This is a genomic window from Amycolatopsis sp. NPDC051372, assembly GCF_040682095.1.
GTDB lineage: Bacteria > Actinomycetota > Actinomycetes > Mycobacteriales > Pseudonocardiaceae > Amycolatopsis.
The window spans coordinates 188824-205046 of record NZ_JBFBAF010000018.1; the positions used below are offsets into that span (position 1 = coordinate 188824).

At 69.8% G+C, this 16223-nt stretch carries 16 protein-coding genes; 6 read left to right on the plus strand and 10 right to left on the minus strand.

The features are described from left to right. Nucleotides 1-53 precede the first annotated feature (53 nt). Together AB0M56_RS26895 and AB0M56_RS26900 are read right to left on the minus strand one after the other, a co-directional pair. Entirely contained in the window at nt 54-1193 is a 1140-nt protein-coding gene (locus AB0M56_RS26895; protein WP_364180491.1) for an acyl-CoA dehydrogenase family protein, read from the minus strand. Continuing rightward, complete coding sequence (locus tag AB0M56_RS26900) at nt 1190-3541, minus strand: bifunctional salicylyl-CoA 5-hydroxylase/oxidoreductase (RefSeq protein WP_364180493.1); 2352 nt, start codon at nt 3539-3541, stop codon at nt 1190-1192. The genes AB0M56_RS26895 and AB0M56_RS26900 overlap by 4 nt, the downstream gene beginning before the upstream one ends. A 68-nt stretch (nt 3542-3609) precedes the next feature. On the opposite strand from AB0M56_RS26900, the gene AB0M56_RS26905 reads away from it, so the two are divergent. After that, nucleotides 3610-4002, plus strand: a complete 393-nt coding sequence (locus AB0M56_RS26905) for a RidA family protein (protein WP_364180495.1) — start codon at nt 3610-3612, stop codon at nt 4000-4002. Here AB0M56_RS26905 and AB0M56_RS26910 read toward each other — a convergent pair. Beyond that, nucleotides 3992-4840, minus strand: coding sequence for a PaaX family transcriptional regulator C-terminal domain-containing protein (locus tag AB0M56_RS26910; RefSeq protein WP_220244509.1), 849 nt, complete (start codon nt 4838-4840; stop codon nt 3992-3994). The genes AB0M56_RS26905 and AB0M56_RS26910 overlap by 11 nt on opposite strands. Nucleotides 4841-4892: 52 nt before the next feature. Between AB0M56_RS26910 and AB0M56_RS26915 the strand changes: the two genes are divergently transcribed. Together AB0M56_RS26915 and AB0M56_RS26920 are read left to right on the plus strand one after the other, a co-directional pair. Further along, complete coding sequence (locus AB0M56_RS26915; RefSeq protein ID WP_364180497.1) at nt 4893-5561, plus strand: GNAT family N-acetyltransferase; 669 nt, start codon at nt 4893-4895, stop codon at nt 5559-5561. A gap of 747 nt (nt 5562-6308) precedes the next feature. Beyond that, nucleotides 6309-6878 carry an oxidoreductase gene (locus AB0M56_RS26920; protein WP_364180499.1) on the plus strand — a complete coding sequence of 190 codons (570 nt, stop codon included), beginning with the start codon at nt 6309-6311 and terminating at the stop codon, nt 6876-6878. Here the strand turns inward: AB0M56_RS26920 and AB0M56_RS26925 are convergent. Continuing rightward, complete coding sequence (locus AB0M56_RS26925; protein WP_364180500.1) at nt 6859-7314, minus strand: MarR family winged helix-turn-helix transcriptional regulator; 456 nt, start codon at nt 7312-7314, stop codon at nt 6859-6861. The two genes, AB0M56_RS26920 and AB0M56_RS26925, sit on opposite strands and share 20 nt — an antisense overlap. Before the next feature lie 121 nt (nt 7315-7435). On the opposite strand from AB0M56_RS26925, the gene AB0M56_RS26930 reads away from it, so the two are divergent. After that, entirely contained in the window at nt 7436-7843 is a 408-nt protein-coding gene (locus AB0M56_RS26930; RefSeq protein WP_364180501.1) for a nitroreductase family deazaflavin-dependent oxidoreductase, read from the plus strand. A 15-nt stretch (nt 7844-7858) separates the two neighbouring features. Here the strand turns inward: AB0M56_RS26930 and AB0M56_RS26935 are convergent, their stop codons facing one another. Beyond that, a complete protein-coding gene (locus AB0M56_RS26935; protein WP_364180503.1) occupies nt 7859-9010 on the minus strand; it encodes an acyltransferase in 1152 nt (383 codons plus the stop codon). Between the two features lie 119 nt (nt 9011-9129). Between AB0M56_RS26935 and AB0M56_RS26940 the strand changes: the two genes are divergently transcribed. After that, on the plus strand, nt 9130-9345 hold the full coding sequence (locus tag AB0M56_RS26940) for a hypothetical protein (protein WP_364180505.1): 216 nt from the start codon (nt 9130-9132) through the stop codon (nt 9343-9345). A 49-nt stretch (nt 9346-9394) separates the two neighbouring features. Here the strand turns inward: AB0M56_RS26940 and AB0M56_RS26945 are convergent, their stop codons facing one another. The 4 genes from AB0M56_RS26945 to AB0M56_RS26960 all read right to left on the minus strand — a co-directional run bounded on the left by AB0M56_RS26945 (nt 9395) and on the right by AB0M56_RS26960 (nt 13406). Further along, the gene (locus AB0M56_RS26945) at nt 9395-11434 is read right to left on the minus strand and encodes an alkaline phosphatase family protein (protein WP_364180507.1); all 2040 of its coding nucleotides are present in this window, start codon (nt 11432-11434) and stop codon (nt 9395-9397) included. A gap of 291 nt (nt 11435-11725) precedes the next feature. Continuing rightward, on the minus strand, nt 11726-12154 hold the full coding sequence (locus AB0M56_RS26950) for a hypothetical protein (protein WP_364180508.1): 429 nt from the start codon (nt 12152-12154) through the stop codon (nt 11726-11728). A gap of 110 nt (nt 12155-12264) precedes the next feature. Beyond that, a complete protein-coding gene (locus AB0M56_RS26955; protein WP_364180509.1) occupies nt 12265-13254 on the minus strand; it encodes an FAD-binding oxidoreductase in 990 nt (329 codons plus the stop codon). Next, a complete protein-coding gene (locus AB0M56_RS26960) occupies nt 13200-13406 on the minus strand; it encodes a hypothetical protein (RefSeq protein ID WP_364180510.1) in 207 nt (68 codons plus the stop codon). Before AB0M56_RS26960 ends, AB0M56_RS26955 begins: the two co-directional genes overlap by 55 nt. A gap of 70 nt (nt 13407-13476) precedes the next feature. On the opposite strand from AB0M56_RS26960, the gene AB0M56_RS26965 reads away from it, so the two are divergent. Further along, complete coding sequence (locus AB0M56_RS26965; RefSeq protein ID WP_364180512.1) at nt 13477-14352, plus strand: LysR family transcriptional regulator; 876 nt, start codon at nt 13477-13479, stop codon at nt 14350-14352. Here the strand turns inward: AB0M56_RS26965 and AB0M56_RS26970 are convergent. Then, entirely contained in the window at nt 14349-15809 is a 1461-nt protein-coding gene (locus AB0M56_RS26970) for a SulP family inorganic anion transporter (RefSeq protein WP_364180514.1), read from the minus strand. The two genes, AB0M56_RS26965 and AB0M56_RS26970, sit on opposite strands and share 4 nt — an antisense overlap. Nucleotides 15810-16223: the final 414 nt, after the last annotated feature.

Below are 16223 nucleotides of genomic sequence, written 5' to 3' on the forward strand. Positions count from 1 at the left end.
AAACTACCGGGCACGCGGAGTTCGCGGAGCCGGTATCGCGCTGAGCGGAAACTTCAGGAGCGCAGCCACCGTGCGATGATCGTCCGCTGGATCTCCGACGCGCCTTCGTAGATCCGCGGCGCCCGGACCTCCCGGTAGAGGTGCTCCAGCAGGTGCCCCCGCCGCAACGCCCGCGCGCCGTGCAGCTGCACCGCGGAATCCACGACGTACTGCGCCGACTCCGTCGCGAACAGCTTCGCCATCGCCGCGCGACCGGCCAGGCCGGTCTCGCCCGCGTCGTACGCGGCAGCCGCGGCGTAGACCAACAGCCGCGCCGCCTCCGTCCGCGTCGCCATGTCCGCGAGCGTGTGCGCCACGGTCTGCTGCTTCGCCAGCGGCCCACCGAAAGCAATGCGCGAGCCCGTGTACTCCACGGTGGCGTCGAGAGCGGCCTGCGCCATCCCCACCGCGAACGCCCCGACGCTCGGCCGGAACAGATCCAGCGTCCGCATCGCGACGGCGAAGCCGCGGTTCTCCTCGCCCAGCAGCTCGTCGCGGTGCACGCGCACGCCGTCGAACTCCAACGTGCCGATCGGGTGCGGGCTGACCAGGTCGAGGTGCTCACCGGACAGGCCCGCGCGGTCGCCCGGCACGACGAACGCGCTCACACCCCGCGAGCCGGCATCCGGCGTCGTGCGCGCGAAGACGGTGTAGAAGTCGGCCTCGGGAGCGTTGGAGATCCACATCTTCTGTCCGGTGAGCCGCCAGCCGTCGCCGTCGGGCTCGGCCGCCAGCTGCAGGGCGGCCGCGTCGGAACCGGCGTCGGGCTCGGTCAGCGCGAACGCCGCCGCCGCGTCACCCGCCGCCACGGCCGGCAGCCAGCGCGCGACCTGTTCGTCCTTTCCGGACTGCAAGACGGGGTAACTTCCCAGTCCCTGCAACGCGAGCGCCGTCTCGGCCTCGGTGTTCACGGTCGCCAGCGCTTCGCGCAGCAGGCACAGGTCGAACGCCGCGGCCTGGCGCGTCGGGTTACCCGCCGAGACGCCGGGGAACAGCCGTGCCAGCAGACCCTGCGAGCCCATCGCCTTGAGCAGCGGCCGGTTCACCGCGCCTTCCTCGCCGGCCTCGGCGAGCGGTCGCAGCTGTTCCGTGGCGATGGTGCGAACGGAAGCAGTGAAAGCCTGCTGGTCCGGCGTCAGTGCGAAGGCGTTCATCGATCCCTTTCCGGTCGCCAGCGGGCGTGCGCGGTCTGGTGCCCACCGGTGCGTACGAGTTCCAGCCGTGGCTCCGGCCCGTCGGTGCGGCCCGTCTGGGGCCGGCGCTTCCCGGCCGCCCACGGCTTCGGCCACGGCATCACGTAGTCCTGCTCCGCCGCCGCGTGCAACGTCCACTGTGGATCGTAGAGGTGTGTCCGCCCCAGCGCGCACAGGTCGGCGCGGCCGGCGAGGATGAGCGCGTTCATGTCGTCGTACGAGGAGATCGCGCCGACGGCGATCACGGCGATGCCGTACTTGAGCCCCACCTCGTTGCGGATCCGGTCGGCGTACGGCGTCTGGTAGCTGCGGCCGAACTTCGGCTTCTCCTCGCTCACCACCTGCCCGGTCGACACGTCGACCGCGGCGGCCCCGTGCTCGGCGAACGCCGTCGCGATGGCGACGGCCTCGTCGGCCTCGATCCCGCCGTCGTACCAGTCGCTGGCCGAGATGCGCACCGTCATGGGCCGCTCGGCCGGCCACACCTCGCGCACGGCGTCGAACACCTCGAGCGGGTACCGCAGCCGGTTCTCCAGCGAGCCGCCGTACTCATCCGTTCGCTGGTTCGTGAGCGGTGAGATGAACGACGACAACAGATACCCGTGCGCACAGTGCAGCTCCAGCAGGTCGAATCCGGCCCGCGCCGCCGAGCGCGCCGACGCCACGAACTGCTCACGGATTTCCGCCAGCTCCTCGACGCTCAGCTCACGTGGCGTCTGGCTGTCCGGCCGGTACGGCAACGGCGACGGCCCGCAGACCTCCCAGTTGCCCTCCGGCAACGGGTCGTCCATGCCCTCCCACATGAGCTTCGTGGAGCCCTTGCGTCCGGAATGGCCCAGCTGCAGGCCGATTTTCGCCGGCGTGCTGCCGTGCACGAAGTCGACGATGCGTTTCCAGGCCTGCTCCTGCTCGTCGTTGTACAGCCCGGGGCAGCCCGGCGTGATCCGCGCCTCGGGTGACACGCAGATCATCTCCGTCATCACCAGGCCGGCACCGCCGAGCGCCTTGCCGCCCAGGTGCACGAGGTGGAACTCGCCAGGCACGCCGTCGACGGCCACGTACATGTCCATCGGCGACACGATCACGCGGTTGGGCAGCTCCAGCTCACCGATGCGCACGGGATGGAACATCGGCGGCGCGGGTGTCGTGCCCAGCGAGCGCGCGAACCACTCGTCGAGCTCCGTGGCGAACTCCGGGTCGCGCAGCTTCAGGTTGTCGTAGGTGACGCGGCGGCTGCGCGTGAGCAGGTTGAACGCGAACTGCTCCGGCTCCTGGTGCGTGTACTGCGCGAGGTTCTCGAACCACTCCAGGCTCGCCTGCGCCGCGCGCTGCGTCGACTCGACGACCGGCTTGCGCTCGGCCTCGTACGCCGCCAGCGCCTCGGGCACGGTGTCCTGCTCGTGCAGGCACGCCACCAGCGCCAGCGCGTCTTCCATCGCCAGCTTCGTGCCGGAGCCGATGGAGAAGTGGGCGGTGTGGGCGGCGTCGCCGAGCAGCACCACGTTGTCGTGCACCCAGCTTTCGCAGCGGACGGTGCCGAAGGTGTTCCACTTCGAGTTGTTGGCCAGCACGTGGTGGTCGCCGAGGACGTCGGCGCACAGCTCGCGGATCAGCTCGATGGACTTCTCGTCGCTCTCGCCCGGCCCGAGATCGGTGGCGGCGATCGGCGCGAACGCCTGCTGCCACACGTCCTCGTGCAGCTCGAGGATGAAGGTGCTGCCGTCGCGGCCGTAGGGGTAGCCGTGGATCTGCATGATCCCGTGCGGCGTGTCGAGCACGTGGAACTTGAAGGCGTCGAAGACGAGGTCGGTGCCGAGCCAGATGTAGCGGCAGCGGCGCGTCTCGATCGTTGGGCGGAATGAGTCGGCGAACCGCCGGCGCACCCCCGAGTTGACGCCGTCGGAGGCGATCACGAGGTCGTAGTCGCGCGAGAGCTGCTCCGGGTCGGGCGCCTCGGTGCGAAAGCGCAGGTCGACGCCCAGCTCACGGCAGCGTTCCTGCAGGATCGCGAGCAGGCGCTTGCGGCTCATCGCGGCGAACCCGTGGCCGCCGGACGTGTGGACCTCGCCGCGATAGTGCACGTCGATGTCGTCCCAGCGCGCGAACTCGCGGCTCATGGCCTCGTGGACCTGCGCGTCGGCGTGTTCGATGCCGCCGAGCGTCTCGTCGGAGAACACCACGCCGAACCCGAAGGTGTCGTCCGGCGCGTTGCGTTCCCACACCGTGATCTCGTGGCCTGGCCCGAGCTGTTTCGCGAGGGCGGCGAAGTACAGGCCCGCCGGGCCGCCGCCGAGAACCGATATCCGCACGAGAGCAAGGATATGTCGTCTGACATACGATCGTCAAGAATGCGATACATGAGCTAGGCTTCCGCGACATGGAGCGCATCAACCCGCCCGAGCTGGGCCGCCCGTCCGGTTTCTCTCACGCCGTGTCCGCAACCGGACAGCTCGTGTTCCTCGCCGGACAGACCGCTCTCGACGCCGAGGGCAAGATCGTCGGCGACGGCGTGGTCGAGCAGTTCTCCCAGGCGCTGGGCAACCTGCTCACGGCCCTGCGCGCGGCCGGCGGCGAGCCCGCCGACCTGTGCAGCGTGACCATCTACATCGTCGACCTGGACGACTACAAGGCCCACGCGCGCGAGATCGGCAAGGTGTGGAAGACCCTCGCCGGCACCGAGTACCCGGCGATGGCGGGCATCGGCGTGAGCCGGCTGTGGGACATCGAGGCGCTGGTGGAGGTGCAGGGGTTCGCGGTGCTCAGCCGCTGAGGACCTGCAGCAGGTACTCGCGGGCCGGGGCTTCCAGGCGTTCGTGGAGCGCGAAGAACACCTCGGCCGCGCGGATGCCGGACCAGTCGGCGGGCAGCAACTCGGCGGGCAGGCCCGGGTCGAGGTAGGGCATGCGGCGCCACCCGGTGAGCACGCGCACGTAGTCGGCGAACGCCTCGTCGCCGGGCACTGTGCGGCGGCGCTTCCAGCGGTCGAGCACGGGGGCGTGCTCGTCGAGAAACGCCGTGTACAGCTCGTCGAGCTGGTCGAGATCCCACCACTCGCGCACCTTGTCCTGTGCGTTTCCGAACGCCAGGTGTTCGGCGCGGAACAGGTCGGCGTAACTCGCGAGGCCCAGGCGGGTCAGCGCCTCGGCCGTGACCTGGTGCAGGTGCGCGGGCGCGATCCACACGCCGGACGACGCCGTGCCGAACCCGAGCCGCGCCAGCTGCGTGCGCAGGACGTGGCGCTTGTGGCGCTCGGTCTCGGGCACGGAGAACACGGCGAGCAGCCAGCCGTCGGCCAGCGTCGCGCGGTCGCGGCGGAAGATGCGGTCGTCGCCCTCGCGCAGGATCGCCAGCGCGGTGTCCGACAGCTCGTAGCCGGCCGTCCCGTCGCGCCGCACGGCGTCGAGAATGCTCCGGCGCTTGAGTCGCGAGATCGACGAGCGCACCGCCGGCTCGTCGACGCCGAGCGCCGCGAGCAGGTCGATGAGCGACGCCACGGACAGCCAGCCACCCTCGATGCGGTGGTAGAAGCCGTATACGGACACGATCAGCTGCCGAGGCTGGGCGGCACGCCCGGCGTCGAGCTCGGTTGACTCCGGTACGGCCGTCACCTGGTCACCATAACAACCGCGGGCCGTGACTGCGGGTACCATTTGGCCCGCGATGGTGAACCTGGGTGAAGCACCGCTGTTCGGCCGGTTGACCCGCCGAGGCCGGCTCATGGCGAAACGCACCTGCGACCGCAGGGGTCACGCGTTCGCACTCGGCCGGTTCCTCTTCCGCACCCCCACGGCCTGGGAGTACGCCGCCGCGGTGGCCTCCGGCAGCGATCCGGCCGCTCAGCGGTGGCTCGGCTGGCTCGCGGACTCGGTCATCGCCGAGCCCCTTCGGTCCGAAGCCCTCCGTGTGACGCCCGGCACCGGGCCGGCTTGGACCTATCCGGATCCGCAGTCCGTCGACATCGTGGCCATCGACCTGCGGGAGAACCGCTGCGCCGGGCTGGTCAGCGTGCACGCCGGGGAGAACGGCGGTCCGGAGACGGGTGGATACCTCTCGCCGGCGTATCGGGGGCGCGGGCTGGGACGCGATCTGTTCACGGCGGGGTTGGTGCTGGCGCACTCGCATCTCGGGCTGCCGCGGGTTCGGGCGGGGGCTGAGGTGGGGAACGTGGCGAGCGGGCGGTCCCTGGAGGCCGCGGGGATGCGTCGGGCGGCGGGGCCGCCTCGGTACACGCTGCCGAACGGGCGGGTGAGCGAGGCTTGGTGGTACCAGCACGATGCGCCACGGCCGCACCGGTGTGAGGGGCCGCAGGCGGCGTGGCTGGCTTTTTGAGGTGACTGGCGGGGTGCGGCACCGCGGGCTTCCCCCGCGGCGGTTCGCCGCCCCGTCGCTGGTTGTCCACAGCCACCCGCAGTTGTGGACAACTCGGCTCCTACCAGTGCTTTCCGCGGTTTCGTCGGTGGCGGCCGGTAAAATGGACATGGGGACGACCCCCTCAGGGAGGGCGGGGGCTGGCAAAGTTGTGTGGCCCTGGTTGTAGGGCGGCCACGGTCTGCGTAAACACCTGGCCATGGTGCCGGACCTGCGGCATCGGCGGGGCGTGCGGCGTTTACTCGAGTCGACGAGCGGGCAACGGTTGTCGGGCAACGCCAGGTCCCGGCCGGCAGCAGCGAAATCACCTGGTTTCCACGGCTTCTGGACACCAGTGATCTGGCCGGAAGGGTCGTCACCGCCGACGCCCCGCACCACCACCGACCATGCCCACTACCTGCATGCCCGTGGCCCCGACTACGTGTTCATCGTCGAAGAAGACCAGCACCGCCTCCACGGGCTGCTCCAGACCTTGCCCTGGCACGAGATCCCCGCCCGCATCACCACCGACTGTGGCCACGGCCGCACCGAACGCCGCACCACCCAACTCGCACCCACCAGAGCCCTCACCCCGCTCGGCATCCACCCCTCGACAACACACAAGACTTTGCCGACGCCCCTCAGGGAGGGCGGGGGTTGCCTCGGCGAGGGGCCGGCGGCACAACACTTCGGCCTGCGCCGACGGTTTCCGGCCCTACCGTCGCAGGCATGGATTCCCGTGAGCTCCTCACCGAAACGCCCGTGCCGCCGCTCGAGGTGAACGTGGCCTGGTTGCGTGCGATGGTCGCCAGGTTCAGCAGCGGCGAGGACCACGCCAGGCGGCGCGAGCTGGTCATCGATGAGCTCGCCAGGGCCGAGCCGGAAGCGCTGCGAAAAGCGGCAGCGGAGAAACCCCGCCAAGGTCCGGTCGCGACGCTCGCCGAGGTGCTGGGGTTCGAGGTCGACCCGGCCGATGTCGACAAAGTGGCGAAGGCTTACCAGCCCCACTTCCCCCAGAGCGCGGAGGCCGACGAAGCATGCAAGAGGCTGGTCACAGCACTCGGCCAACCCGACGAGCGCACCGCCGCCAAAGTCGCGCTACTGGTCCAGGCCGCGGCCACCGAGGGCCTGATCGCCAACAGAACCCCACCCGTCCCCAGCACCCGCCGCTGGGTCGACGGAGCCGAGGTCACCGTCGATCTCAAGGACTTCCCCTTCGGAACCGGCCCTCACGCGTGCCCCGGAGAAGCGCACGCCAAAGGCCTCGCCGAAGGAGCCCTCAGCAGCACTCGCCGGTGAACTCCGACGAATAGACCTTCAACGTATCGATCACCAACGCCCGCTCACCCGGCGACAACGGCGCCAGCGCCCGCTCCCAAGCCCGCGCCCCCGGGGCCAGCCAGGCGTCCACGGCGGCGCGCTGCGAAGGGCTGATGCTGACGATCGTGCGGCGGCGGTCGGCCGGGTCCTCGGCGCGGGCGAGCACGCCCTGGCGCGAGAGGTCGCCGATCATGAGGCTGGCGGTGGTGGGGGCGATCTCGAGGCGGCCGGCGAGCTCGGTGACGGTCATGGGGCCGTCGAACAACAAGATGGACAGCAGACACAGGTGGCGCGGCGCGAGCGACAGGTCCGCGAGCTCGGGTGGCACCGGGGCGCGCTTGCCGCGGCCGGCCAGGCGGGGCATGAGCAGCAGCAGCTCGCGCACGCCGTCCTCGAGGCTCGGTCCGGTGGTCATCCCGCTCCCTCGAACAGAACCACGCAAAACACCTTGTCGCGCAAGAGGGTACCTCGCGTTGACATCAGTTTTGCAAACAAAGTAAGTTTGCTCGCAAACCAAACTGGAGGGACACCACCCCATGTCGGACTGGAACCAGCAGATCGTCGACGAGTTCCGCGCCAACGAGGGCAAGGTCGGCGGGATGTTCGAGGGCGCGAACATGATCCTGGTGACCCACACCGGCGCGAAGAGCGGCGCGCAGCGCGTTGCGCCCCTGGTCTACACCACCGACGGCGACGGCCGTTACGTCATCGCCGCGTCCAAGGGCGGCGCGGACACCAACCCGGACTGGTACCACAACCTCGTGGCCAACCCGAAGGTCACGCTGGAGATCGGCACCGAGAAGTTCGACGCCACGGCCAAGCTGATCGAGGACCGCGCCGAGCGCGACCGCCTCTACGCCGGCATGGTCAAGCACATGCCCGGGTTCGCCGACTACGAGAAGAAGACCACGCGCCTGATCCCGGTCTTCGTGCTGGAGCGCTGAGCACGCCCGAACCGCTCAAACGCGAGCCGGCACCGGCGTCGCGTCGGCAGGAACCGCGGCCCGTGCGGCTTTGCGGGCCTGCCGGCGCGTGAGCAGCCGTTTGCCGGTCGCGATCATCGGCTGTTCGACCCAGCGGTGAATCAGGTCGGCGATCGCGAGGTCGACCAGGAACACCGTCACGGCCGTGATCAGCCGGTTGTGACCCAGCGCCGGTACGGCCTGGACCACCACGAAGTGCACCGGGCCCTGCAGCAGGTACAGCGAATACGACCGCTCGCCGACGAATCGCATCGGCGCCGTCGAAAGCAGCCAGCGGGCGGGGCCCGGTGACAGCAGCACGATCAGCAGCAGCATGGTGAGCGCCGCGTACGCGAGCAGCACCAGCAGGTTCTGCCGCGTCTCGCGCCAGAGCGGGTCGAGGTTGGCGTGCAGCACGAGGAACCCGGCGACGATCGGGATCGCGGCCAGCGGGTGCGTGAACGGCCGCAGCGCGGCGAAGCCGCGCCGGTAGTGCAGCAGGATCGCGAGCAGGCAGCCGCCGAGCAGGATGGCGTAGTGGATGCTCGAGCGGTAGACGGCCGTCGGCGAGAAGTCGAGCAGCCAGCCGCCCGTGGTCAGCGGCACGAGCGCGAGCAGCACGGCCATCGCGGCGAGCACCAGGGCGAGCTTGCGCCGCGCGGCGCCGATGCCGATCGCGACCAGCAGGAACGGCCACACCAGGTAGAACTTCTCCTCGATGCCCAGCGTCCACGAGCCGGAGAAGAAGTTGTCGGAGCCGTTGCCGTGCGAGCCGGGGAAGAACTCGTTGAGGAAGGTCAGGTAGTACTTCAGCGCGTGGGGGAAGTCGCGCGTGAGGAACTCGCCGCGCAGCAGCACGAACGCGATGATCCCGCCGAGGATCACCAAGTACGGCGGCAGGATCCGGAACACGCGCCGCACGTAGAAGCCGCTCAGCGAGATGCGCCCGGTGCGGTCCTGCTCGCGCAGCAGCAGCGTCGTGATCAGGAACCCCGACAGCACGAAGAAGATGTAGACGCCCACCCAGCCCGACGGCCACACGAACTTCGGCCCGGCGAAGTGGAAGAACACGACGATCGTGGCGGCGATGGCGCGCAGACCGTCGAGGCCGGGGAACCTGCGCATGCCGAGGTACTCGTCATGGCTCATCGTTCGCAAGAAATCGACCCCAATCGCCTGGCTGCGGTGGGAGTATAGGTGGACGATCACGGGCACCCGCGCGGCGGGTTCGCGCCCGTGACCTGCGATTGCTCTGGGTGGTGGGGGCTGTGACGCTGTTGGTGATCCTGGTCGGGGCTGTGCTCGTGGTGATCGGCGTCGCCGCCGCCCTCGACCTCCGGGCCCGCCGACGCGGCCGTCGCGCGGCCGAAGACGGCTGGGACGCGCTCAGGGAGACGCGCCGCGATTTTCACGCCGCCGAGCTCGCCCGTTACCAGAGCAGCGACCACTCCTGGCACGACCGCGTCCGCCGGAACAAACGCTGACGGCCGGCGGACCCGTGAAGGATCCACCGGCCGCCGTCGGTGACCAGGGTCAGCAGTCCTCGCCGATCCGGCCGGCGTAGCGCTGCTGCCACGTCGAGTCGCCCTCGACCGTGATGACCACGTCGTAGTAGCCGTTTTCGGTCGGCCAGTTCACGACCGCCGGCAGCAGGCCGAGCACCGTGACGGTCTTGGTCCCGCCGCTGAAGTCGTTCGCGGTCAGCTTGTAGTGCATCGGCTTGAGCAGGTTGTCGTTGTGCAGCGTGAAGCGCACGTGCTGCTCACGCACCAGCAGCGTCGGCTGCAGCAGGTCGGCGTCCACTCGCGGGTCGTGCCCGGACGCGGTGACCTTGCCCGCGAACGAGCGCACGAAGCCGTCGTTCGAGTAGATCGAGAACGCGTACTCGCCGCCGGTGGCGGCGGTGTCCCAGGTGTAGGACTGCGACTTGCGCTCGGTGACCGTGAACGGCGTGCTCGTGAACGGCTTGAGCTTGTCCGGGAAGACCTGGAAGCTCACGGCCTTGCCCTTGTCGCCGCCGGCCAGCGTCATCTTCGCGGTGACCTTGCCCTTGTGGTCCTGCGTGAGGGTGGCGTGCGGCTGGAAGCTCAGCGGCCGCGGCTTCATGTGGCCGGCCGCGACCTTCACCGGCTGCTCGGCCGCCGCGTCCGCGAACGTCGCCGGCCCGGTCTGCGGGTGGGCGAAGTCGAGCGCGCTCGTCAGGTCACCGGCGATCGAGCGGCGCCAGTCGCTGATGTTGGGGCAGGTGAACGGCTTGTCGAGGTGCGCCGCCCACTTCTCAAGGAACTTGATCGTCGACGTGTGGTCGAAGACCTCCGAGGCGACGTAGCCACCGCGCGACCACGGCGAGACGAGCAGCATCGGCACGCGCGGGCCGAAGCCGAGCGGGTACGAGCCGGTGTACTCGCCCGCGGTGCCGGCCTCGGGCCACGGCGGGAGCACGTGGTCGAACTTCCCGTCGTTCTCGTCGTAGTTGAGGATGAAGAGAGTGTGGTTCCAGATGTCGGGGTTGCTCTGCAGGATCGCGAGCACCTCTTGGACGTAGCGCTCGCCGTGCAGCGTGTCGGCGTCCGGGTGCTCGGACCAGCCGTAGGGCGCCACGAGCCAGGAGACGGCCGGCAGCGGGTGCTCGGCGCCCGGCCGGCAGGCGTCACGGAAGTCCTTGAGGACGGCCTGCAGGTTGGCGTCGGAGTCGTCGTCCGGCGTGGTCTTGCCGGCGTAGTAGGTGGCGTTGCCGCGCCAGATCAGGCCGGTGCCCGGCTGCAACTTCGGGTCCAGCGGGCTCAGTCCATTGGGTTCGAAACCCTTGAAGTACTTGAGCTCGTTGTCGCCGTAGTCGCCGATCCACGAGCTGAGGTAGCCCTGGCGGCCGTTGCCGCTGTTGTCGGAGTAGAGGCGCCAGTCGATGCCGGCCTGCTGCAGCTGCTCGGGCACGGTGATCCACGGGCGGCTGTAGTTCGACTCGTCCGTGTTGCCGGTCTCGGTGTTGGACGTGCCGCTCCACAGGTACTTGCGGTTCGGGTCGGTCGGGCCGAACTCGGAGCAGAAGTTCTGGTCGGCGATCGTGTACTGGGCCGCCACCGAGTGGTAGAAGCTCATGTAGCCGTCGCTGTGGTAGTTCATGCAGCTGGCACCGTTGTGCTGCACCCACTGGTCCCAGCTGCGGTGCGCGACGTCGCCCCAGGCACCGTGGTCGTTGCCCCACATGCCGTCGTCGACCTTCGGCGTCACGATGGCGCCGGTCTTGTCCTTCTGCTGGAAGACGCTGGTGCCGTCCTGGAACTTCAGCGCCTGCTTGTCGTTGAAGCCGCGCACGCCGGGGAACGTGCCGAAGTAGTGGTCGAGCGAGCGGTTCTCCTGCATCAGGATCACGACGTGTCTCAGGTCGGACAGGTCGCCTTTGAACCCCCGAGGCAGGCCGTTGCTGCCCAGGGTGGCGGCGTTCGCGGTGCCCGCGTCGGCGATCCCGCCGAACATCAGCGCTCCGGCGGCGACGCCCGCGCCCTGCAGGAACCGGCGGCGGGTGGTGCCGGAGTCGGGCTCGGGGGTGGGGGTGGTGGGGTCGGCGGACAAGGCAAAACTCCTCACGCGAGGGTGGTGTCGACCGTCGATCCAATCCAGCCGACACCAACGCCACGTGAACACCTGCGGAGCGATCACTGGCAGGCGGCCGACGGTTGAGGGCAGACGGTCCCACGAGACCGCATCAAGTGCCCCGAAACCGCACAAAACGCCCAATTGTGGTCAGGCGTTGGCGGGCGTGCGGTGCGAGTGGAGAAAGGGCAACCGCCGGGGTGAGGAGTGAAAGAAACGGCCGGCGAATTCAATCGGGGAAATGAATTCGCCGGCCGCGGTTTCAGGAAATCATTTGTACCAGTCGGGCAGTGTCGGCAGGAGGGAAACGCTCTTCACGCGCACCTGCGGTTCGCCCAGAACATTTCCCCACGGCACGGTCATGTGCCCGGAAACGCCACAGCCGATGTCGAACCAGCCGCCCTTCGGGTGCGCCGAGTCGAATCCCCAGCCCTGCACGCAGGCGGTCTGGTTGTTCGTCACGGTGAAGCTGTAGCCCTGCTTGCGGCCCGGCGAACCGAACACGCTGCAGCCCGAGTGTGACGCCTTGCTCCAGACCTGCGGCGCGCCCCCCGCCTGGTGGGAGCCCGAACACGCGTTGGCCGACTGCGGTGCCGCCTCGGCCGTGGCGCCGGTGAGCAGCATGCCGCCGGCGACCGCGGTCGCCGCGACGACCGCGGCGAGTCGGGAAAAACGGCGCGAAGAATCCTGAATACCCATTCGCGGTGAACCTTCCCAGTAGTGCCAGCCCCCAGAATTCGACTGGCCTGGCGCAAATCTACTCAGCGCGCGGCGGGCGTCGAGACCTCCGGTGAAAACTTGAGATCGACTTAGGAGAGCGGCTGCCCGTACACGAAACTGCGCAACCGGCCTGTCGCGGTGAGCGGGGCGAACAATTTGGCGTGGGCCGCGCGCACCGGGTCCGGTCCGGATTCGTCCAAAACGGACAGAGCGCGGATCGTGTAGCGCGAGTCGGGAGTGAAGTCCGGGGCCTTCGCATGGACGTAGGCGCCACCGAGGAGGTCGACGATCAGCACGGTCGGCACGGGCGCGCCAGGGCCGGCGTGCTCGAGGATCGCGTCGATCGTGGTGTCGGGCAGATGCGCGATCACGCGGTTGTCGCCGAGGTACGCGTGGGGATGCGGCGGCTCGGCGGCGATGGAGCCGGAGTCGGTGAACGGCATGGTCTTGAGCGTGTCCACGAGCGGTCCCAGCGCGCGCGGAGGTGCGACGAGCCGCGGGCCGTCGTCGCCGAGGTGGGCGACGCGGACGTGGGCGATGTGCTTGCCACGCAACGGTTCCGGCACCATCGGCAGGTCCGGGTAGGGGATCAGGGCGAGTGACGTGGTGAGCGTGTCGGCGAGGTCGGCGGTCCAGTCGCGCCAGGTGTGCAGGACCTCGGGCAGCTTCGGGGTGTCGAAGTAGAGGCCGCCGCCGTACAGGCTGGTCACGGGGACGAGGCCGAACTCCAGCGCGGTGATCACGCCGTCGCCGAGGTCGGTGGTGCGTTCGATCGTGCCCTCGGCGGTCACGACTTCGGCGGAGCGCACGTGGTCGGCGGCGAGGCCGTAGCGGCGCCCGAGCAGGCTGAAGCCGCCGCCCAGCGTGTAGCCGACGACTCCGACGCCGGGCGCCGAGCCGCTGAGCGGCGCGAGCCCGTGTTCGGCGGCGGCCTCGAGCACCTTGCCCCAGGTGGTGCCGGCCTCGACCCGGGCGACGGCGCTGACCGGGTCGATCTCGACGTTGGTCATGCGGCGCGTCGAGATCAGCACCCCGTCGGCCGGGGCGCGCAGGCCGTGGCCGGTCGCCTGGACCGCCACGGGAGGTCGCGGGCCGCGGCGTGGCGCACGGCCCCGGCGACGTCATCGGCCGTGGTGGCGGCGACGACCAGCTTCGGCGCCGACTCGATGCCGGTCTGGAAACCGGCGATTTCCTCGCGGTAGCCGTCCTGGCCAGGGGTGAAGGTCTGCATGACTCCAGCGTGGCTCGTGGCTTTCGAGAAGTCCAAGAGATAGTACTTCCCAGAGCTAGAATCAGTGCTTATGGAACTGCACCAGCTCGAGTACTTCGTGGCCGTCGCCGAAGAAGCCAACTTCACGCGCGCCGCGGCCCGGATGCACGTCGCGCAGCCCGGCGTCAGTGCGCAGATCCGGCGCCTGGAACGCGAGCTGGGGCAGCCGTTGTTCGACCGGTCGGCGCGCGCGGTGCGGCTCACCGACGTCGGCGCCGCCGCGTTGCCGCACGCGCGCGCCGCGCTCGCCGCGGTGGCCGCCGTGCGCGAGACCGTGGCCGAGCACGAGGGTCTGGTCCGCGGGCAGGTGGCGATGGGGATCGTGACGTCGGCGGGACCGGTCGCGCTGCCCGATTTCCTCGCCGGCTTCGCCGAGCGCTACCCGGGGGTTGAGATCACCCTGGGCGAGACCAACTCCGACGTGATGGTCGAAGCGCTGCGCGAAGGCCGCCTCGACGTCGCCGTGATCGGCCTCGCCGACGGCGTGCCCGCGGGCCTCGCCGCGCAGGTCGTGCTCGACGAGGCCGTCGTCGCCGTCACCGCTGTGTCCGACGATCTGGCCGCACGTTCGGAGGTCACGTTCGCCGACCTGGCCGGCCGCGGCCTGATCTGCCTGCCGAAGGGCACCGGCGTGCGCGGTGTCCTCGACCGCGGCTTCGCGACGGCGGGGGTCCACCCGCGCGTGACGATCGAGGCCAGCGACCCGAACGTGCTGGCACAGCTGGCGATGCGCGGTCTCGGCGTGGCGATCGTGCCGGAATCCCTTGCGCGGTACTACGCCGCCGAGCTGCACATGCTGCAGCTGCGACCGCGGCTGCGTGGTCAGCTCGCGTTGGCGTGGCGGGCCGACGGTCCGAGCGGTCCCGCCGCGCGCACGTTGATCGAGTTCGCGCGCTCGGTGCTCTAGTGTGCCGTGAGCTCTCCGGTGAGCCGGCCGTGCATGCGGGCGCTCGGGGAGTTGAGGCCGACGATCTCGACGGTTTTGCCGCGGGCGGCGTACTTCGTGGTGATGGCGTCGAGCGCGGCGACGGTGGAGGCGTCCCAGATGTGGGCGTCGGTGAGGTCGAGGACGACGTGGGCGGGGTCGCCGGCGTAGTCGAAGCGGGAGACGAGGTCGTTGCTGGAGGCGAAGAACAGCTCGCCGGTGACCGCGTAGACGACCTGGTTGCCGTCGGGGTCCACGGCGGCGGTCACGTCGAGCAGCCGCGCGACGCGGCGCGCGAAGATGACCATCGCGGTGATCGTGCCGACGACCACGCCGATCGCGAGGTTGCTGGTGGCCACCACGACGGCGACGGTGATCACCATGACCGTGATCTCGCCGGCGGGCATCCGTTTGAGCGTGGCCGGGGCGATGCTGTGCCAGTCGAACGTGCCGAACGCGACGAGCACCATCACGGCCACGAGCGCGGCCATCGGGATCCGCGAGACGAGCGGGCCGAAGACGATGCACAGGATGATCAGGAACGTGCCGGCCAGGAACGTCGACAGGCGCGTGCGGGAGCCGGCGGTTTTGACGTTGATCATGGTCTGCCCGATCATCGCGCAGCCGCCCATGCCGCCGAAGATGCCGGTGACGACGTTGGCGATGCCCTGGCCGATGGCCTCACGGGTCTTGCTCGACCGGGTGTCGGTGATGTCGTCGACGAGCTGGGCCGTCATCATCGACTCCATCAGCCCGACCAGCGCGAACGCGATCGCGTACGGCGCGAGCAAGGTGAGGGTGTTCATCGTGAACGGCACGTCGGGCACTCCGGGCACGGGCAACGAGGACGGCAGCGCGCCCTTGTCGCCGACGGTCGGCACGGTGATGCCGGCGCCGATCGTGAGCGTGGTGAGGACGACGATCGAGATCAGCGGCGCCGGGACGACCTTGGTGAGCCGGGGCAGGAAGACCATGAGCAGCAGGCCGCCGGCGAAGAGCGGGTAGACCGGCCACGGCACGTCGATCAGCGATGGCAGCTGCGCCAGAAAGATCAGGATGGCCAGCGCGTTGACGAACCCGACCATCACGCTGCGCGGCACGAACCGCATCAGCTTGGCCACGCCGAGCGCGCCGAGCAGGATCTGGATCAGACCACCGAGGATCACCGTCGCGATGAGGTAGCCGAACCCGTACTCACGCGCCAGCGGCGCCACGACCAGCGCGATCGCCCCCGTCGCGGCCGAGATCATCGCCGGGCGCCCACCCACGATCGAGATCACCACGGCCATCGTGAACGACGCGCACAGCCCCACCCGCGGGTCGACGCCGGCGATGATCGAGAACGAGATCGCCTCGGGGATCAGCGCGAGCGCCACGACGAGCCCGCCGAGCACCTCCACCCGCGCCACCTTGGGCGACAACCACGCCGGCCGGGCCATTCGGAACACCTTCGGCACGCCACACGCCCTGACTCGTTCGGACGCGCCGCCGACGCGCCTGGGGTTGCACCCCCGGCTTCTCCAGTCTGGCGGCCACTGCGGGGCGCCGCCCAGCTCGCCCGGGGAGCGGCCGCCCTCGGTGGCGACTCGGGGTTCGACGTTAGATCAGCGTGAACCGGGTGGTCGCGACCTCCCTGGTCGAGTGCGGCGGGGATCACCTCACGGTGGGTGGCCGGTCTAGGCATGGGGTCTTCCGTTGTGAGCTTCTGCAGCCAAGACAAGAGGGCCTCGCGGGGCGTGTTGCGTGGGGGGTGCGGGTTCGGGCCTCGCGGGGCGTGTTGCGTGGGGGGTGCACCCCGAAGCTGGATTGTGTTGACGGCCGGTGACGTGTTGTCAAGGCGGGAAAGCGTGCCT

Coding starts and splice junctions, on each gene's coding strand:
- AB0M56_RS26895 (WP_364180491.1), bottom strand. CDS start 1,193: ATGAACGCCTTCGCACTGACGCCGGACCAGCAGGCTTTCACTGCTTCC.
- AB0M56_RS26905 (WP_364180495.1), top strand. CDS start 3,610: ATGGAGCGCATCAACCCGCCCGAGCTGGGCCGCCCGTCCGGTTTCTCT.
- AB0M56_RS26915 (WP_364180497.1), top strand. CDS start 4,893: ATGGTGAACCTGGGTGAAGCACCGCTGTTCGGCCGGTTGACCCGCCGA.
- AB0M56_RS26920 (WP_364180499.1), top strand. CDS start 6,309: ATGGATTCCCGTGAGCTCCTCACCGAAACGCCCGTGCCGCCGCTCGAG.
- AB0M56_RS26925 (WP_364180500.1), bottom strand. CDS start 7,314: ATGACCACCGGACCGAGCCTCGAGGACGGCGTGCGCGAGCTGCTGCTG.
- AB0M56_RS26930 (WP_364180501.1), top strand. CDS start 7,436: ATGTCGGACTGGAACCAGCAGATCGTCGACGAGTTCCGCGCCAACGAG.
- AB0M56_RS26935 (WP_364180503.1), bottom strand. CDS start 9,010: ATGAGCCATGACGAGTACCTCGGCATGCGCAGGTTCCCCGGCCTCGAC.
- AB0M56_RS26950 (WP_364180508.1), bottom strand. CDS start 12,154: ATGGGTATTCAGGATTCTTCGCGCCGTTTTTCCCGACTCGCCGCGGTC.
- AB0M56_RS26960 (WP_364180510.1), bottom strand. CDS start 13,406: ATGCAGACCTTCACCCCTGGCCAGGACGGCTACCGCGAGGAAATCGCC.
- AB0M56_RS26965 (WP_364180512.1), top strand. CDS start 13,477: ATGGAACTGCACCAGCTCGAGTACTTCGTGGCCGTCGCCGAAGAAGCC.
- AB0M56_RS26970 (WP_364180514.1), bottom strand. CDS start 15,809: ATGGCCCGGCCGGCGTGGTTGTCGCCCAAGGTGGCGCGGGTGGAGGTG.